Here is a 14,487-nt window from a genome sequence, read left to right as displayed (position 1 = left end):
TTGATTGACTAATTCAGTCAATAATAAGATATGCGGTTTCCTCTCATCCGTCAATGATCCATTTGCATGATATTCTACAATTGAAAAAACACACGTATTGTTAAATGGGGCTCATAAAAGCCCCTCGGTTACCTGAATTAAAATATGTTCGATTGTTCGTTGGGTTTCCTCAATATCTCTTGATTCAAATATTATTAATGGCTTTTCCCAAGATTCAGTTTGTTCGTCATGGTCGTCGTGCAACTCTATGAGTAATAAACGGTATATGCCTTTAGGATTAAAGGAAGGGTACCACCCAAGATCCAAGATGCGATTTCGATATTCGTTTTTAAGGTGCAAAATATCTTCATCAAATTCCCAACAAAATTCGTAATCCTCATGCTTGAATTGCTCTGGGTTGACTTCTCTAAACTTGTTTAGTGCTACACTCCAGCCTGTCGGAATTCTTAAAGGAACAAGTTTTGGTTCCATGTCTTTTCACCTCCGGCAGACAAATTATACCATGTACTACCTAGCTTCGGCAGTTCGCGTCTTATGTTAAGTCAATGCCTATCAAAACAATACTTATGATAAACCGTCAATTAGAATCTTTAGGTTTTTGACCAGTCTTTTCTTGATTACCTGGAAAAACGACTCTTTCCCACTTGGTCATGAAATAACCGAATAGCAAAAAGATCCCAATTCCTAATGCAGCGATAAGAAGTCCTGACATGTTGTTCACCTTCCATATTCGTATTGCCTTATCATACGAACAGAAAGGTAATCAGTTTTCAAAAATATGGATTTAACTCAATGGATAAAGAGAAAAATGGGGTGATCCTTGATGAATGGTTCCCCGCAGTGCGGCAAGAAAGCAGATAGGGGTCGTAGGAATCGGACACATATATACTGCGAACCGTGCCGACAACAGCGTAGGCGGATTCAAAACGGTATCAACGCCAAGCGAAAAGAACAAGGACTTTGCACTAAATGCGGGATAAATGTAGCAAACGGGAAAACGCGGTGCCAACCATGTGCAGCGAAGGAAAAGATGGTGATGTTGAACACAGTGCCGAGAATCAAGATCTGGAGAGAAAACGGTCTTTGCATACGGTGCGGTGGGGGCCGGGATGACGAGTACATGACATGTTCACTATGCAGAATTCGAAGGTGGGGGATAGCGCTTGAAGATAATTGTCTTGGAATGGCTCGATAAAGCTGGAAAGCATACACAAACAGCACTTCTCGCTGAACGCTTGAGAAATGAAGTTATAAGGTTGTCACGTCAGAGTTTCACCGGTACGACACTTCAACCGGTGAGCTGGTCCAGAGATGGTTGAGGGGTGAATGGGAAGCGGATCAGCACACGATTGAATTGATTATGGCAGCGGACAAGCAGGCACAGCCCGCTGGTTCAAAAAACTCGAGACCGAGGGCATCCAGTTCCTGATCCTCGATCGATATACCGGAAGCCATATGGCTTATGCGCACGCGAAAGGCATTGATCTCAGATGGCTCGGTAATTTGTTCCAACACACGTTGCAGCCTCATTTGGAGATATTGATCGATATTCCGGCAGAGGTTAGCGTCGATCGGAAGGGTAAGTTTGGAGCCAACGACAAATATGAATCCGATCTGAAATTCCTTCGAAAAGTCCGGGATTGCTACAAGATTCTTTACAGCAGTAACTTTGTGAACGGCCTGAATGATCCTAATATGGTTCACGAAGACATTTGGAGCATCGTGAAAGAGACGATATAAAAAAAGCCCCCTCAAGGGGATCGGTAATATCACATCACAAAATCATTATATCATTTCCTTTGAGGGGGGGCAGATTGGATCGTGAACATTTAATTGAAAAGGTTTGTGAGAATTGCCCTGCGACCAACTTCGGCAAATCCGCAACCTGCAGCTTTCACCAGATGCACGTCGGCCACGTCGAGAGCTGCCCGTCTTGGGATAAGTACCTGGTCGATAATCAAGGGTTGAAAGAACACGGGAACCAGCTGGCTTTCACAGATCTGGAGCCAGCGCTGGAGATCCTGCAACGGACAGAGGAAGAGATTCGGGACTACAACTACATGCAGATTGAAATCATTCGCATTGAACGATATATGCGCGACGCCGGGGAAGGCATGGTCGCACAGTACGGAATCGAAGCTGTCCAGCCGAAGGCAAAGGGTGTCACTGGAGATAAAACGCATGCCGAAGTGGCCCGGCGCGAACGGAAGTGGAAGAGGCTTCAGAACCTCCAGGAGACAATCGAGCGAATCCATGCAGCTGCAGAGACAATTACAGATGAACAAGAACGATTGGTGCTGGAAGCTCTGTTGGATGGCGAGAAAAACAACATGATCGCCAAGGAGATTGGGGGGTCACGCCAGCGTTATTATGAGATTAAGCGTAACGTGATTGTTAAGATGGCTTGGGCGATGTACGGGGAACAAGTTGCATAAAAAAGCAGCCAATCGGCTGCTTTTAATCATGAGTTTTAAAGTTCACACCTACATCAGTCATTTCGGTTGTTTTCAATACACCACTAACACTGAGATTGCCATTAACTAAGTTTAAGGTCATCCCCAAAATGTCACCTTCAACATGGGTGTAGTGACCATAAGCTGTTGCAGAACTATAGTTCCAATTGTTCAACTCTCCATCATAATACATGTATCCTTCATGCTCATAAACATCAAAGGAATTGTAACTAGTGATCAAATCAACCTTAAAAGCCATACCGTTACTATTTTTTTTATCAGCACTTCTTGAAGTAAATGTAACAGATTTACGGGTGCCGGCAGCACTATAAACGGCTCGGTAACTGTTATATTCAGAACCAACTATGTTATCTATGAATTCCGGATGCGTTATTGCAATTGCATCTGTTAATTCAAAATTAGGTTCGACTAACCATTCCCAGTCATATTTAAATTTGTATGAACCTGTTCTCTCACCAACTTCATCTTCACGTTGTGTTACGTATAGCTTGACCTTCATCCAACTAGTTTCCTCTGTATCGCTGGTTATTACTTTTGCAGAGACTTCTCCTTTGGATTTCTTGCCTTTCTTCTCTTTTTCTTTCTTTTCTTTTTCTTTCTTTTCTTTGTATTCTTTAACCCCCTTTAATGCTTCATCTTCCGAGACTTTTTTCGGCTTCTTACCAGGTTCAAGTTGTAAATAGATGGTTTCGGTTTCAATTACCTTACCTTTTTGCCCCTTCAAATGTTCATATTCATCTTCAGTCATGTACTTAATCTGTTCTTCAGTAAATCCCAAATTCATTAACCGCTCTTTTTCCTCTTTACTTAAATCCAAAGAATCTTCAAATTCCTGAACCTTTACTGATTTTTTTGCGCTAACCACCGATGTATTTGCCGAAACGAGAATTAAGCTACTGAGCAATAACAAAGAAAGTATTTTCTTCAATATAACCACTACCTTTCCTATTAATGGTTCTTATTGTATAAAAATGGTAAATGGTTGTAAATTGTTTTTTTTGTATTTTTTGGGTAATATTGAATTGCGAATCAATCGGGAGGGATGCTGATGATATTCTTAATGGTATATGGAAGTCCAATTATTGCTTTCATCCTTGTTTATCAAGTTGTTTCATTGCTAAAGCAAATTAAGAATAACGATGAAGTTTCGAGTGGAAAGGTTTTCGCTATTGCTTTAATGGTTGCATGGTTAACTTTTTCAATAGTACGATCCGGGTTTGCACGGTAGATTGACACTTCTTTACAGAACTTTACACAACCGTACGTTTTACACGGATTTTCACGATTTCGGTTATACTTGAGTCAAGCGAATTAATCAAAAGAGAAACAAGCCATCCGGCCAACAGCTGGGTGGCTTTTCTATTTGAGTTGATGCCATGAAAAACTATTCCAAGAAACATGCGACGGAGGGACCGTTGTCTTTACCGAAGAGCCATAAATGCCACAGGTGGTTTGGGCAAATGTCCACGACAACAAAGTTGTTTGCGTTCGCATGCCGTGTGTAAGGTTGAAACGGATTCTGCACAAGTAAAGGCTCCCGGCGAACAGGGGAGTTGATCCGGACCCGAAATAACGAGAGTGAGGTCCAAACGGCTGCATGCTGCGCACCTCGCCCCCTGCTCGATAGGCACTGTTTGCTTGTTTTCCATTTATATCCCCCGTAATTACCGCCTCGGAAACCAGTTGGGATTTTCTTGTATTCCATAATTTTCTCTGATAAATGTGGAATTTTGAAACAAGGGCAACTCTTTTTCGTAAAAATTAAACAAAGGGATGAGTTCAGATGGTAAAAGAAGTTGTTGGTGGGATTGTCTCAGGGGTAATTTGTGTTTTTGGGGTAATAATTGGTGGATTTATTACTTTTAAACTTGGCATGATATCTGAAAAGTTGCTAATTAAGACAAATATCCAAATAGACAAGATACAACAAACTGAAGCGGATTTGCTTGAGATAGCAAGAGATATGGGACAGTTGTTACTTCACTTGAAAAGATATATTAATCATGGAATTGATCATCAAAAATTTCGTGAAGCTAATAGCGAGATTCAAGAAAAGATTAGCTCGATAATTAGGCGCATATTCAAATTCACAGGATCTGGGGAACAAAAAAAAAAAAAAAACGGCTGCCATCCGGTGGGAATCTTGCAGATTCACCGGTGACAGCCCTATCCTTGCCCTTGCTGCTGCGCTCTTTTTTGCAGCCAATCTTTGAAAGCATTTCTCGCACCAATCAGTTTCAGCAGCATACGTACGACGAAAAGTCCCAAGATAATCGCGCCATCCCAAAACAGCATCTGGTCGATCCGATACTGCGACACTTCCCGAATCGCCCATGAAAGAGAGGTGAAAAGTCCGGGAATCGTGAAAAAGAGGAATAAATAAGTCACACATACAATTCCAATGGCGTAGAAAAAACCAAACACGCGTCCAGCCTTTTTCTCCGTTTCCGGCAGCCGATTCCATTGCGCAGCCAATGTTTCCTCTTTCCTTTTCCAGATTTTTTTGAGAAACAGCCTCCCGCTTTGTGCCAAATCGGCAGAATGGGTCAGATTCCCGATGACGAAGTACATATCTGTACGAAGAAAAAACATGAATTGCGACAAGGTGCCTAATACGAGCAGCAGTGTGACCAGCTTCGCGGTAGCATGCAGGAGTGAATCGACCGGGACGTTGCTTTGGATGAACAACATGCCCACGATCCAAGTGGAATCCCATGCCATACCTGCCAAATAGGGAAGATACCGTTTGCTCCGCGGTTGCCCCCATAAACCCGTCATATCCGTTTCGGCAACCAAAAAGATAAATCGCATATTCAGGCGAAACGTGGATCTTACTCCTGCACTGCTCGCTGCGAGAAAATGCGCAAACTCATGCAAGGCGACAAAGAGGCAAGCGATTACACAAACATAGAGAGAATTAAGCCCAATTTGCTGGAAAACAAACATGTCCCGGTAGTGGGGGAACATTTCTGGATTTGCGAACATCATGTAACAGGCAAGGCAGGCATTGAATGCATACAGCCAAGCCGTATATCGATTAAACAGCCACCCTCCGACTCGCCTCATTTTCGCTTGTTCCCGATTTTGTCGAGGTTCTCCCATCACCTTGCCATCGATGCTGTAGACAAGTCGAAGCCTGTGCAGCGTTTGGACAAAGTCCAGTACATCAAGATCCAAACCCTTTTCCCGATGAATCTGCTCTTTGATTTCTGTCAACGTCCGGCTCCCATTCGCGAGTGCAAGTACGAATGTCGCCGCTTCCGGAACGCGAATGAACCTTTGGATCGTCGGGTCACCGATCGTGTACTCGTCTCCCTCTGGCTGTATCGACAGGTGACTAAGATCCACCTTTGACGCTTCGTGTAAAGCGATCGCTGCCTCTTCCCTCATCGCGCATGCATTCCTTCTACGATATCGACGATTTCCGCCAGGCTGCAAGGTTCGACGGATTGCTGAGCGCGCGCTGAACCGCAGGACGGACACTCAGGCAGACGGGGGAAATCCTTTCCGTGCAGCTGGAAACTGTGCACATCCCATATCGTAAACGCTTGCTGCTGGCCTTTGTGGTAACCTGTCAGTTGCTTGCATACCTCGGAGGCTACCAGCGCAGTCAAAGTGGCCACATTGGGAGCGAATCCCGGATTGCCAAAGTCCACTTTTGGCAATGTGCCATCGACCCTTCGGCGCATCCGATCCAATGCAGAAGCGTCATTGCGAATCGTCTCGAGCAACCGGCAATCTGTACAACCATTGACGAAGGGCGTCACCCGGTAAAAGAAGCCGATGGTATTCCCGATCGCGATATGGATGGCCGGGATGCGATGATGGAGGCAGGCCGCATTCACAAAGCGCGTACCCTGGACCGGCGGAGAATCGATCGCGTTCACCACGAAATCAACACCATCCAAAATATCGATCAAGAAAGCCGCACTGTCGATTTCTTTCTCATGCACCTCTACCTGGATGTCGCTGTTCAGCTTTTCCAAGCGGCGTTTTGTCGCCTGCGTTTTCAACTCCCCGACGTCATCTTCCGTGTAAAAGAATTGCCGATTCAGATTATTCAGTTCCACGCGGTCAAAATCAACGCCTATGATTTTTCCGACTCCCATGGAGGCGAGCCAAGCCGCAATCACGCTTCCGGAGCCTAGCCCCAGGACTGCCACCTTGGAGTTCTTCAATCTCTGCTGGAACACGTACTTGCTTTCCTCAAGCGTCTCATAATGGGAAAAGTACGTGAGATTGTTTTTATAGCGAAGCTGTTCGCGTTCGGTCAACCCCATGGGCTCCTGATCCAACGCTTCCAGCATGTTGTATTGGTTGAGCATTTGCACGCCATTCCAAGCGTCCTCTGTGGACATCTGGCATTTCTGGGCGATCTCCTCAAGCGTACGTTCACCATCCAGGTAATCGATGAATGCCATCACTTTTCCTTCGGGATCGTTGATTTCCAAGCTGGTTCGCTCCATTTTGACACGGATGATCCCGTTCTCGGAAGACGTTACATGCTTAAAATACGGTTTTAGTTTTGGTCTCACTGTAATTACACCCTCCTTTTCGTCACCATTTAGAAAAAACTTGGCTACGCCAAGTCTTTGGCGGAGCATATCGACGGAGAAAGGCCGCACCATCACAGTGCGGCCTCCTGGCAGTTGTAGAATCTTACGCCTGGTAAGCTGCCTCTGGATCTGGATCCAGGTGGATAGCTGTTGGGGTAAGGTTTTCTACTTCACGGATTTCGATTTTCATATGTATCACCTCCTCTTCACGCTTCAAACTTTATCAAACCCACCATTCCCGTCACAATGGAATCCACACCCTATTTTTTGGGAAATCATCCTTAGTTACCCTCAGGAACATTCCCGGGAATGCGAGCTGGATTTCATCATAAATTTCCCAAAAATTACTATTGCGTAAGACGTCTGCTGAGCAAAAAGCAAAAAAAGAAGGCATCGGATTCCCCGATGCCTGCCAGCCAATTATACGTGCACCACCCGGTCTGAAAGGGCGGATTCATTCGCTGCCAATGTGACTTGCAATGTCTTGGCCGCCTCCTCATAAGGAGCAAGGACCAGACCGCGATTCCCCGTCAGCACGGCCTGAATAAAAGCATCATCCTGCGCCTTGTACATGTCTGTGGTGCTCTTGTAGATGATCGTCCGCTCTTTCTCCACGATCGCCACCGTCCCGCCGGAAATCTCTACCCGAAAGTCGCGCCCAAGTATTTCAATGCCTGTGCGGTGATCCAGTTGTGTAAAGCTGGTATCAAGATGACCAACCGCGCCGGATTCCATCAGCAGATTGATCGAGCCTACGTCCGGAATATCGAGTCCCGGTACATCGTGGAACACGCGCAGCGCCATATGGGCATACACGTTGCGAATGTCGCCTGCGAGATATCGGATGAGATCCAGCGTATGGGTCGCCTGTTCCACCAATTGGCCCCCGGATTTTTCTTGCTCTCTCCACCAGGGCGTCTCCACAAATCTGGTGAGATAATGTCCACGCACCATCGCGATCGTTTTGTCTTGCAAATATTCCTTCGCTTGTGCAATCCCCTCTTGATACCGCAAGCAGTATCCCGTGCTTGTGATAACCTGCGATTCACTGATCTTTTCGGCGATGCGATTAACCGTATCCATGTCCAATCCGACAGGCTTCTCGACAAACAGATGGATCCCTCGCTCCAAGGCGTCCAGCTCAAGCTGGCCATGGGCAAATGGGGGGACGCAGATGAACAACGCATCGATGGATTCTTGCTCCAGCATTTCACGGTAATCCGCATACGGCTTCATCCCATATAGGCTGGCAGCATGATCTGCCGCAGAGCTCGCCACATCCGTGACTGCCGTTAATCGCACGTTCTCATTTTCCGCCAAAAGCTTCATGTGGACCTTGGCGATGCCACCTGCTCCGACAAAACCAACCCGTACCTTCATGGGCGTTCTCTCCTTTTTAGCAGCGTTACTCCGCCGTTTCCTGATCAAGAATGACTGCAAGATGAGCAGCGGTGTCATAGGCCAATTGTACGGGCGATGCCGCGTACGGGCTGATTTCGGCTGTGACGGTGTCTTGGTATCCGATTTCCGCCAATGCCGTACGGACCTCCCGCCAATTCACGTCACCCGCCAGCAAGGGCACAAAGCCCGTGATGTTGCCCACATTCGTCCGAAAATCTTTGACGTGCACCTTGCGAATCCGCTTGCCCAGAATGCGGATCCATTGCTCCGGATATCCGAACTGGAGCACGTTGCCCACATCAAAATACGCCCCCACATACGGGGAATCCAGCTCATCGATATATCTCGCCATTTCCAGCGGCGACAGCAAAAACTTGTTCCACACGTTTTCAATGCCGATCTGGATGCCGTGTTTTTCCGCTACGGGAATCAGCTTGCGCAGCTCCCTTTGCGAATGTTCATAGCACTGCTCATAGGACGTCTGAGCATCTACAACGCCCGGCACCACCAGCACAGTATCCGCACCGATGGCATTGGCCAGCTCGATCTGCTTTTCGACGATCGCTCGTCCCTTCTCTCTAACCGACTCATCCGGAGAAGAAAGCGGCGCTTGCCACAGCAATCCGGTGGACAGGCTGCGCAGCTGCAGATTGAACGATTCCGCCAGCTTGGCGATGTCCTCCGCCTCATGCAAGCTGGTTTCCAGCGTCAAGCCGACCGCACCTGGTTGATACAGATTCAGCTCTACGGCGTCGAAGCCCGCTTTTTGGCTATGGGCAAAAAGCGTTTCCAGCGGCGTCGCATCCGGAAAGCACCATTGATTGATTCCCTTTAACATGCCAATCCCCCATTTCCCTGTCACGCTTGGCTTTTCTCGATCCGCACCGGTTCCAGCTCCCTCGCCGATTGATAAGCGGCAAGCGCTACCTCCAGCGCGCGAAGTCCGTCTTCTCCGGTAATCTTCGGCTGCTCGTTTTTCCTGACGCTGTCGAGGAAATCATGGACGAGCTGTTGATCCATGTCATCCCCCCAATACGCATAGATGTGGCCGGAATCGTTGCTGTACACGTCCAGCTTTTGCGCAAAGGCATCGATTTTGAGCGTTCCGTCTGTTCCGACGATTTCCAGGGTGACATCTCCCCAGGTCGGGTAGCTTTGATTGCGCGACCAGCTGCAGTCCAGTGTGGCAAATACGCCATTGTTGAATTCCATGGTGATCAAGCCGCAGTCGTCGATCGGTATTTCGGACGCCAGTTGGTACCCTACTTCCGCATACACCTCTGCGACCTCGGCTCCGAGAAACCAGCGCATGATATCCACGACGTGAACGGTGTGGTCGATTACCGCGCCACCACCGGATTTTTGCGGATCCACAAACCAGCCGCCCGGATTTTTCCCCCGGTTCGTTCCTTTCATGGCGATGATCCGCCCGAGCTTTCCTTCCTCCATGTATGCTTTCGCCCGCAGGATTGCCGTGTTGTAGCGGACGGGAAACGCTGTTTGCAGGATCACCTGATGCTCCCTGCAGGCTTGGATCATGGCTTCGGCATCCTCAGCGGTCGTGGCCAGAGGCTTCTCGCACAGCACGTGTTTTCCTGCCGCGGCGCAAGCGACCACATGCTCCCGATGGCTAGCATTTTCCGAGGTAACGATCACCGCGTCGATCTCGCTCGCCAGCAGCTCCTGATAGCTGCTGTAAAAGGTTGTCTGGTATCGTGCAGCCGCCTTTTGCCCACGTTCCGGATCATCATCATAAATCCCTGCCAGCTCCACTCCCTCCAGCTCCTGAATAGCCTGCGCATAGCTATGTGCATGCATATGCGCAAAACTGATGATCCCTACTTTCATCAGCAATCTCCTCCTTTGCCAGCGCTATGTGCCAATGAGACCGGCTTGCCTGTCTCGATCGATTTCAGTGCGGCCAGTGCGATCTCCATCGCTTTATAGGCATCCTCCGGGGTCACGAGCGGCTCTGTCTCCCGCTCGATCGCAGCCAGAAAATGCTGCAGCTCCAGAAAATACGGACTTTCGCGTAAAGGACTCTCCGGAACCGCTACACCGCCTTGCCCTGCCTCCTGCTTGCGGAGTGTGGATACCACCGGACTCGCGGCACGGCTGTCATAGTCGATCACCCCTTTTTTTCCGGCCAGCTCAAATTTCATCGAGAAGCCCTGATGAGCCCAGCTCCCTTCGATATGGGCGATCACGCCATTTGCAAAGCGCAGGCTGACAAGCGCGTACTCCATGCGGGCGAACGTTCTGCCGATCATGCTTTTGGCATAGACGCGTTCGACCTCACCGAAGCACCAGCGCAAAAAGTCAAAATCATGGATGATCATATCGAGGATCAGCCCGCCGCTTATCTTCACATCGGCATACCAGTCCTTCCAGGCAGTCGGGAAGATCCCGCCGCGAAACGTGTTGACCATGGCGACCTCTCCGATAGCCCCGCTGTCCACCAGCCTTTTCGCTTGCACGTATTCCGGAAAAAAGCGGAGGACGTGTCCCACGAACAGCTTCACATTGCGCTCGCGACAAAAGTCTATCATCTCTTGGGCATCCGCCAAATTGCCGGCCAATGGCTTTTCGCAAATCACATGCTTGCCTGCGGCTGCCGCTTTCAGCACATAGGTCTTATGCAAATCGGTGGGCAAGCAAATATCCACGATATCTACCCGCTCCAGTGCGGCCATCGCCTCTTCATAGCTTGCAAAAGCCTGCGTCTGAAGAGACTCGGCGAGCGGCCCTACAATATTGGCGCGAATATCTACGATCCCTGCCAGCTTTACGTTTTCCATCCGGGCGAAGCTTCGGGCATGGACACTGCCCATCGTCCCCGCTCCAACGACCAGGACATGATGCATTTACATTCTCTCCCTTCCCTTTTTACTGCGTGTTATTTGGAACCCGTCAAAGAGATCCCCTCGACAAACTGCTTTTGCAGAAACATAAACAGGACAATCATCGGCAAAATCGCCAACAGCGCTCCCGCCATCAATATCGGATAATGCGTCATGTTTTGCCCTTGCAGGGAGGCGAGGCCCGCCGACAAGGTCATCTTCTCCGGAGAGCTGTTAACAATCAGCGGCCACATCAAGTCATTCCATGACCACAGCGCCGTGAAGATGGCCAGCGCAATCAAGCCCGGCTTGATCAACGGAAGCATGATGTGGAAATAGATCTGTATATGATTGCAGCCATCCAATTTCGCCGATTCCTCCAGCTCTTTTGGCAAGGAAAGGAAAAACTGGCGGAGCAAAAAGGTACCGAATGCGCTGAATAATCCCGGGACAATCAACGCTTCCAGCGAATTCAACCAGCCCAGATCACGGATCAGCAAAAACTGCGGCAGCAAATAGACCTGGCTGGGCACCATCAGGACGGACAAGCAAAAGACAAACAGCACGTTTCTCCCGGGAAATTCAATTCGCGCAAACGCATAGGCGGCAATGGAACAGAGGATCATCTGGCCCAGTACCTTGGCGACCGTCGTGATGATCGTGTTCCAGTAAAAGGTGAAAAAGGGTAGAGTCACTGTCGCATCCGCATAGTTTTTCCATTGGAAAACCTTAGGGAAGATAATCGGCGGTACCTGCGTCGCTTCACCCAACGTCTTAAAAGAGGTCAGCAGCATCCAAAGGAATGGCCCGACCATCAGCAAGGCACCGAAGATCAGGATCAGGTGGATGCCGATGGCCGCTTTCCTCGTAGTCGTTCCTACCGTTGCTTTCACACCCGCTCCCCCTATTCGTAATGGACCCATTTCTTCTGCAGCCTCATCTGCACAATGGTGACAGCTAAGATGATGACCAGCAGAATGACGCCGATCGCTGCGGCATACCCCTTGTTATCGACCACGAAGGCGTGGTGATAGAACAGATAGACAAGCGACTGCGTATCATCAATCGTGCTGTTTTGCGGTCCAATCATCATCAGAATAATGTCGAACACCTGAAACGCATTAATCATGGAAATAATCATGACAAAAAAGATCGTCGGTGTCAGAAGCGGCAGTGTGATGCGAAAAAATTGCCGATAGGGTCCCGCTCCGTCAATCTGGGCCGCTTCGTAATAGGTGCGTGGTATCCCCTGGAGTCCCGACAGGAAAATGACCATGTTGTACCCGACCGTGCTCCAGATCGCCACAATCACCAGCGAGTACAAGGCGATGTCGGGATCATTGATCCACAGCGGCCCTTCAATCGAAAAGGAAGACAGCAGATTGTTGATCAGTCCATACTCGCTGTGATACAGCCATTTCCACACCATGGCGATGGCGGTAGGCATGGTCACGACAGGCAGGAAATATAGCGTGCGGTACACGGATACCCCATTGATTTTTTGGTTCAATAAGACGGCAACAAAAATGGATATCGCCATGCTCACCGGCACCGACAGGAACGTGTAGACGAATGTGTTGCCCAGCGATTTCCAGACGGTCGGATCGTCGAGGAGCTTCTCGTAATTGTCCAGCCCCGCCCATTTGTACTTGCCGAACGCCCCCCACTTGGTGAAGCTGAAATAGATGGTCTGCACAATCGGCCAAAAGTAAAAGTACGCCAGTCCCAGGACCGTCGGGGCAATCATCACATAGGCCCAGAGCCAATCAGAGCGTCTTTGCTGTTTTTTGCGGTATTGCGCTGCGTGTTCCACTGCGCCCCCCTCCATTCGATGGAAAAGCGGCTCCCCACGGCTTCGGTCTGCCGGAGGAGCCGTTCCCGTCAGCCTTCCTTTATTCTTGCGCTAAAAATTCGTTCATCTTCGTGGCGATTTCCCGGGCAGCATCCTCGATTTTCATTTCTCCTCCCCACACCTTGGTGAAATATTCGGTCTCCAGCGCATTCCATTTCGATGTGTCTTTGGAGACCGGATACGGGTTCGCTGTGGCAGCCTGATCGATAAAGACCTGTGCTTGAAAATTCGGGAACGCTTTTACCCACGCATCCTGCGTCCCTTTGAATGCGGGGATGGTCGCACCTGTCTGGGCCTGGACCTCGGCCGCTTCCTTGGAGCCGAGGAACTTGGAGAAGGCCCACGCCTCTTCGGGATGCTTGGTGTTCGCTGCGATCACCGTGGTCAAGCCATGGATGACACTGGCATTGCTCACGCTGCCCTTTGGCAGGTAGGTCACATCCACCTTATCCTTCGTATACTCGTTTTGCCCGAATTCGACTGCCTTCCAAGAGCCGTGGGTCATCATCGCTACCTTCCCCGATTCGAACAGCTTTGCCGCGGCATCCCACTCTGCCATGAGATGGCCCGGGGGCGAGAGCTTCTCTTCGATGAAGCTGTACCAAAACTTCAATGCTTCGATGCTCTTAGGATCGTCATAGCCCGATTTCTTGCGGTCCTCGGATATGACAAAGCCGCCCTGCTGGAAAATAATATTGTAATAGCCGGACTGATTGGCATTCATCGCTGCGAAGCCGTAGATACCTTTTGCCGGGTCGGTCAGCTGTTTCGCCACTTCCTTCACTTTGGCCCAATCCCATGTTCCATCCGGGTAAGGGATCTTGGCTGCGTCGAACATTTCCTTGTTGTACCAAAGCCCCACGGTATCGAAATCTTTTGGAATTCCGTAGATTTGTCCGTCTACCGTGTACAGATTGATCAACGCCTCGGGATAGTTGCTCATATCGATGCCGTCTTTCTTGATTTGATCGGTGATCGGCAGCAGCATATCATTGGAAGCGTATTTGACGATATTCGGTCCGTTCATCCACAGCAAATCGGGCAGCACACCGCCAGTCGCCGCGGTGTCCATTTTCGTCCAATATTGGGTCCACGGTGTGACTTCAATCTTCACCTCGATATGCGGATTGGCTGCGGTAAACCGTTTTGCGATTTCCTCCATCGCGGGTGCCTGATTCTGATCCCATAGCGCATAGGTGAGCGTCACCTTCTCCTGATTGGAAGCGTTTCCACTATTGCTTGCAGGTGACTCAGCTGAGTTGTTTGCTGCCGGCGGCGCAGAGCTGGAACACCCTGCCGCAGCCAGCATCGTGACGAGAAGCGAAGCGAACACCCACGTCAATCCCCTTTTTTTCATACAGATC

At 49.2% G+C, this 14,487-nt stretch carries 15 protein-coding genes; 3 read left to right on the top strand and 12 right to left on the bottom strand.

Annotated elements, in window-relative coordinates; all coding sequences use genetic code 11:
• Positions 1–111: 111 nt before the first annotated feature.
• The gene (locus EIZ37_RS00615; protein ID WP_134682617.1) at positions 112–471 is read right to left on the bottom strand and encodes a hypothetical protein; all 360 of its coding nucleotides are present in this window, start codon (positions 469–471) and stop codon (positions 112–114) included.
• Positions 472–1,338: 867 nt separating this feature from the next.
• Positions 1,339–1,515 carry a hypothetical protein gene (locus tag EIZ37_RS25810; RefSeq protein WP_167568536.1) on the bottom strand — a complete coding sequence of 59 codons (177 nt, stop codon included), beginning with the start codon at positions 1,513–1,515 and terminating at the stop codon, positions 1,339–1,341.
• On the opposite strand from EIZ37_RS25810, the gene EIZ37_RS26670 reads away from it, so the two are divergent.
• Both EIZ37_RS26670 and EIZ37_RS00605 read left to right on the top strand, forming a co-directional pair.
• Positions 1,456–1,740 carry a dTMP kinase gene (locus tag EIZ37_RS26670; RefSeq protein WP_134682616.1) on the top strand — a complete coding sequence of 95 codons (285 nt, stop codon included), beginning with the start codon at positions 1,456–1,458 and terminating at the stop codon, positions 1,738–1,740. The two genes, EIZ37_RS25810 and EIZ37_RS26670, sit on opposite strands and share 60 nt — an antisense overlap.
• Positions 1,741–1,814: 74 nt before the next feature.
• On the top strand, positions 1,815–2,435 hold the full coding sequence (locus EIZ37_RS00605) for a hypothetical protein (RefSeq protein WP_134682615.1): 621 nt from the start codon (positions 1,815–1,817) through the stop codon (positions 2,433–2,435).
• Between the two features lie 22 nt (positions 2,436–2,457).
• Here the strand turns inward: EIZ37_RS00605 and EIZ37_RS00600 are convergent, their stop codons facing one another.
• The gene (locus EIZ37_RS00600) at positions 2,458–3,402 is read right to left on the bottom strand and encodes a hypothetical protein (RefSeq protein ID WP_134682614.1); all 945 of its coding nucleotides are present in this window, start codon (positions 3,400–3,402) and stop codon (positions 2,458–2,460) included.
• Positions 3,403–4,257: 855 nt separating this feature from the next.
• Between EIZ37_RS00600 and EIZ37_RS00595 the strand changes: the two genes are divergently transcribed.
• On the top strand, positions 4,258–4,635 hold the full coding sequence (locus tag EIZ37_RS00595) for a hypothetical protein (RefSeq protein ID WP_134682613.1): 378 nt from the start codon (positions 4,258–4,260) through the stop codon (positions 4,633–4,635).
• A 5-nt stretch (positions 4,636–4,640) separates the two neighbouring features.
• Here the strand turns inward: EIZ37_RS00595 and EIZ37_RS00590 are convergent, their stop codons facing one another.
• The 9 genes from EIZ37_RS00590 to EIZ37_RS00550 form a co-directional block, all read right to left on the bottom strand.
• Positions 4,641–5,864 (bottom strand): hypothetical protein, encoded by a 1,224-nt coding sequence (locus EIZ37_RS00590; protein WP_134682612.1) that lies wholly within the window; start codon positions 5,862–5,864, stop codon positions 4,641–4,643.
• A complete protein-coding gene (locus tag EIZ37_RS00585) occupies positions 5,861–7,102 on the bottom strand; it encodes a HesA/MoeB/ThiF family protein (RefSeq protein WP_235827865.1) in 1,242 nt (413 codons plus the stop codon). The genes EIZ37_RS00590 and EIZ37_RS00585 overlap by 4 nt, the downstream gene beginning before the upstream one ends.
• Before the next feature lie 348 nt (positions 7,103–7,450).
• Positions 7,451–8,410, bottom strand: coding sequence for a Gfo/Idh/MocA family protein (locus tag EIZ37_RS00580; protein WP_134682610.1), 960 nt, complete (start codon positions 8,408–8,410; stop codon positions 7,451–7,453).
• A gap of 25 nt (positions 8,411–8,435) precedes the next feature.
• A complete protein-coding gene (locus EIZ37_RS00575; RefSeq protein WP_134682609.1) occupies positions 8,436–9,269 on the bottom strand; it encodes a sugar phosphate isomerase/epimerase family protein in 834 nt (277 codons plus the stop codon).
• 20 nt (positions 9,270–9,289) lie between these two features.
• Positions 9,290–10,279, bottom strand: coding sequence for a Gfo/Idh/MocA family protein (locus EIZ37_RS00570; RefSeq protein ID WP_134682608.1), 990 nt, complete (start codon positions 10,277–10,279; stop codon positions 9,290–9,292).
• A complete protein-coding gene (locus EIZ37_RS00565; protein WP_134682607.1) occupies positions 10,279–11,295 on the bottom strand; it encodes a Gfo/Idh/MocA family protein in 1,017 nt (338 codons plus the stop codon). The genes EIZ37_RS00570 and EIZ37_RS00565 overlap by 1 nt, the downstream gene beginning before the upstream one ends.
• A gap of 32 nt (positions 11,296–11,327) precedes the next feature.
• Positions 11,328–12,086, bottom strand: coding sequence for a carbohydrate ABC transporter permease (locus EIZ37_RS00560; RefSeq protein WP_235827864.1), 759 nt, complete (start codon positions 12,084–12,086; stop codon positions 11,328–11,330).
• A gap of 89 nt (positions 12,087–12,175) precedes the next feature.
• Positions 12,176–13,099, bottom strand: a complete 924-nt coding sequence (locus EIZ37_RS00555) for a carbohydrate ABC transporter permease (protein ID WP_134682605.1) — start codon at positions 13,097–13,099, stop codon at positions 12,176–12,178.
• Positions 13,100–13,163: 64 nt separating this feature from the next.
• Positions 13,164–14,480, bottom strand: a complete 1,317-nt coding sequence (locus EIZ37_RS00550; protein ID WP_134682604.1) for an ABC transporter substrate-binding protein — start codon at positions 14,478–14,480, stop codon at positions 13,164–13,166.
• Positions 14,481–14,487: the final 7 nt, after the last annotated feature.

It is taken from the genome of Brevibacillus migulae (assembly GCF_004521915.1).
Lineage (GTDB): Bacteria > Bacillota > Bacilli > Brevibacillales > Brevibacillaceae > Brevibacillus_F > Brevibacillus_F migulae.
Note: the sequence above shows the minus strand (reverse complement) of the source record. Positions and strands in the feature narration are given on the sequence as shown.

Bases quoted from the DNA above. Each gene is read 5' to 3' on its own strand.
- EIZ37_RS00615 (WP_134682617.1), bottom strand. From the start codon at position 471: ATGGAACCAAAACTTGTTCCTTTAAGAATTCCGACAGGCTGGAGTGTA.
- EIZ37_RS26670 (WP_134682616.1), top strand. From the start codon at position 1,456: ATGGCTTATGCGCACGCGAAAGGCATTGATCTCAGATGGCTCGGTAAT.
- EIZ37_RS00595 (WP_134682613.1), top strand. From the start codon at position 4,258: ATGGTAAAAGAAGTTGTTGGTGGGATTGTCTCAGGGGTAATTTGTGTT.
- EIZ37_RS00590 (WP_134682612.1), bottom strand. From the start codon at position 5,864: ATGAGGGAAGAGGCAGCGATCGCTTTACACGAAGCGTCAAAGGTGGAT.
- EIZ37_RS00585 (WP_235827865.1), bottom strand. From the start codon at position 7,102: ATGGTGCGGCCTTTCTCCGTCGATATGCTCCGCCAAAGACTTGGCGTA.
- EIZ37_RS00580 (WP_134682610.1), bottom strand. From the start codon at position 8,410: ATGAAGGTACGGGTTGGTTTTGTCGGAGCAGGTGGCATCGCCAAGGTC.
- EIZ37_RS00575 (WP_134682609.1), bottom strand. From the start codon at position 9,269: ATGTTAAAGGGAATCAATCAATGGTGCTTTCCGGATGCGACGCCGCTG.
- EIZ37_RS00570 (WP_134682608.1), bottom strand. From the start codon at position 10,279: ATGAAAGTAGGGATCATCAGTTTTGCGCATATGCATGCACATAGCTAT.
- EIZ37_RS00565 (WP_134682607.1), bottom strand. From the start codon at position 11,295: ATGCATCATGTCCTGGTCGTTGGAGCGGGGACGATGGGCAGTGTCCAT.
- EIZ37_RS00560 (WP_235827864.1), bottom strand. From the start codon at position 12,086: ATGGTCGGGCCATTCCTTTGGATGCTGCTGACCTCTTTTAAGACGTTG.
- EIZ37_RS00555 (WP_134682605.1), bottom strand. From the start codon at position 13,099: ATGGAGGGGGGCGCAGTGGAACACGCAGCGCAATACCGCAAAAAACAG.
- EIZ37_RS00550 (WP_134682604.1), bottom strand. From the start codon at position 14,480: ATGAAAAAAAGGGGATTGACGTGGGTGTTCGCTTCGCTTCTCGTCACG.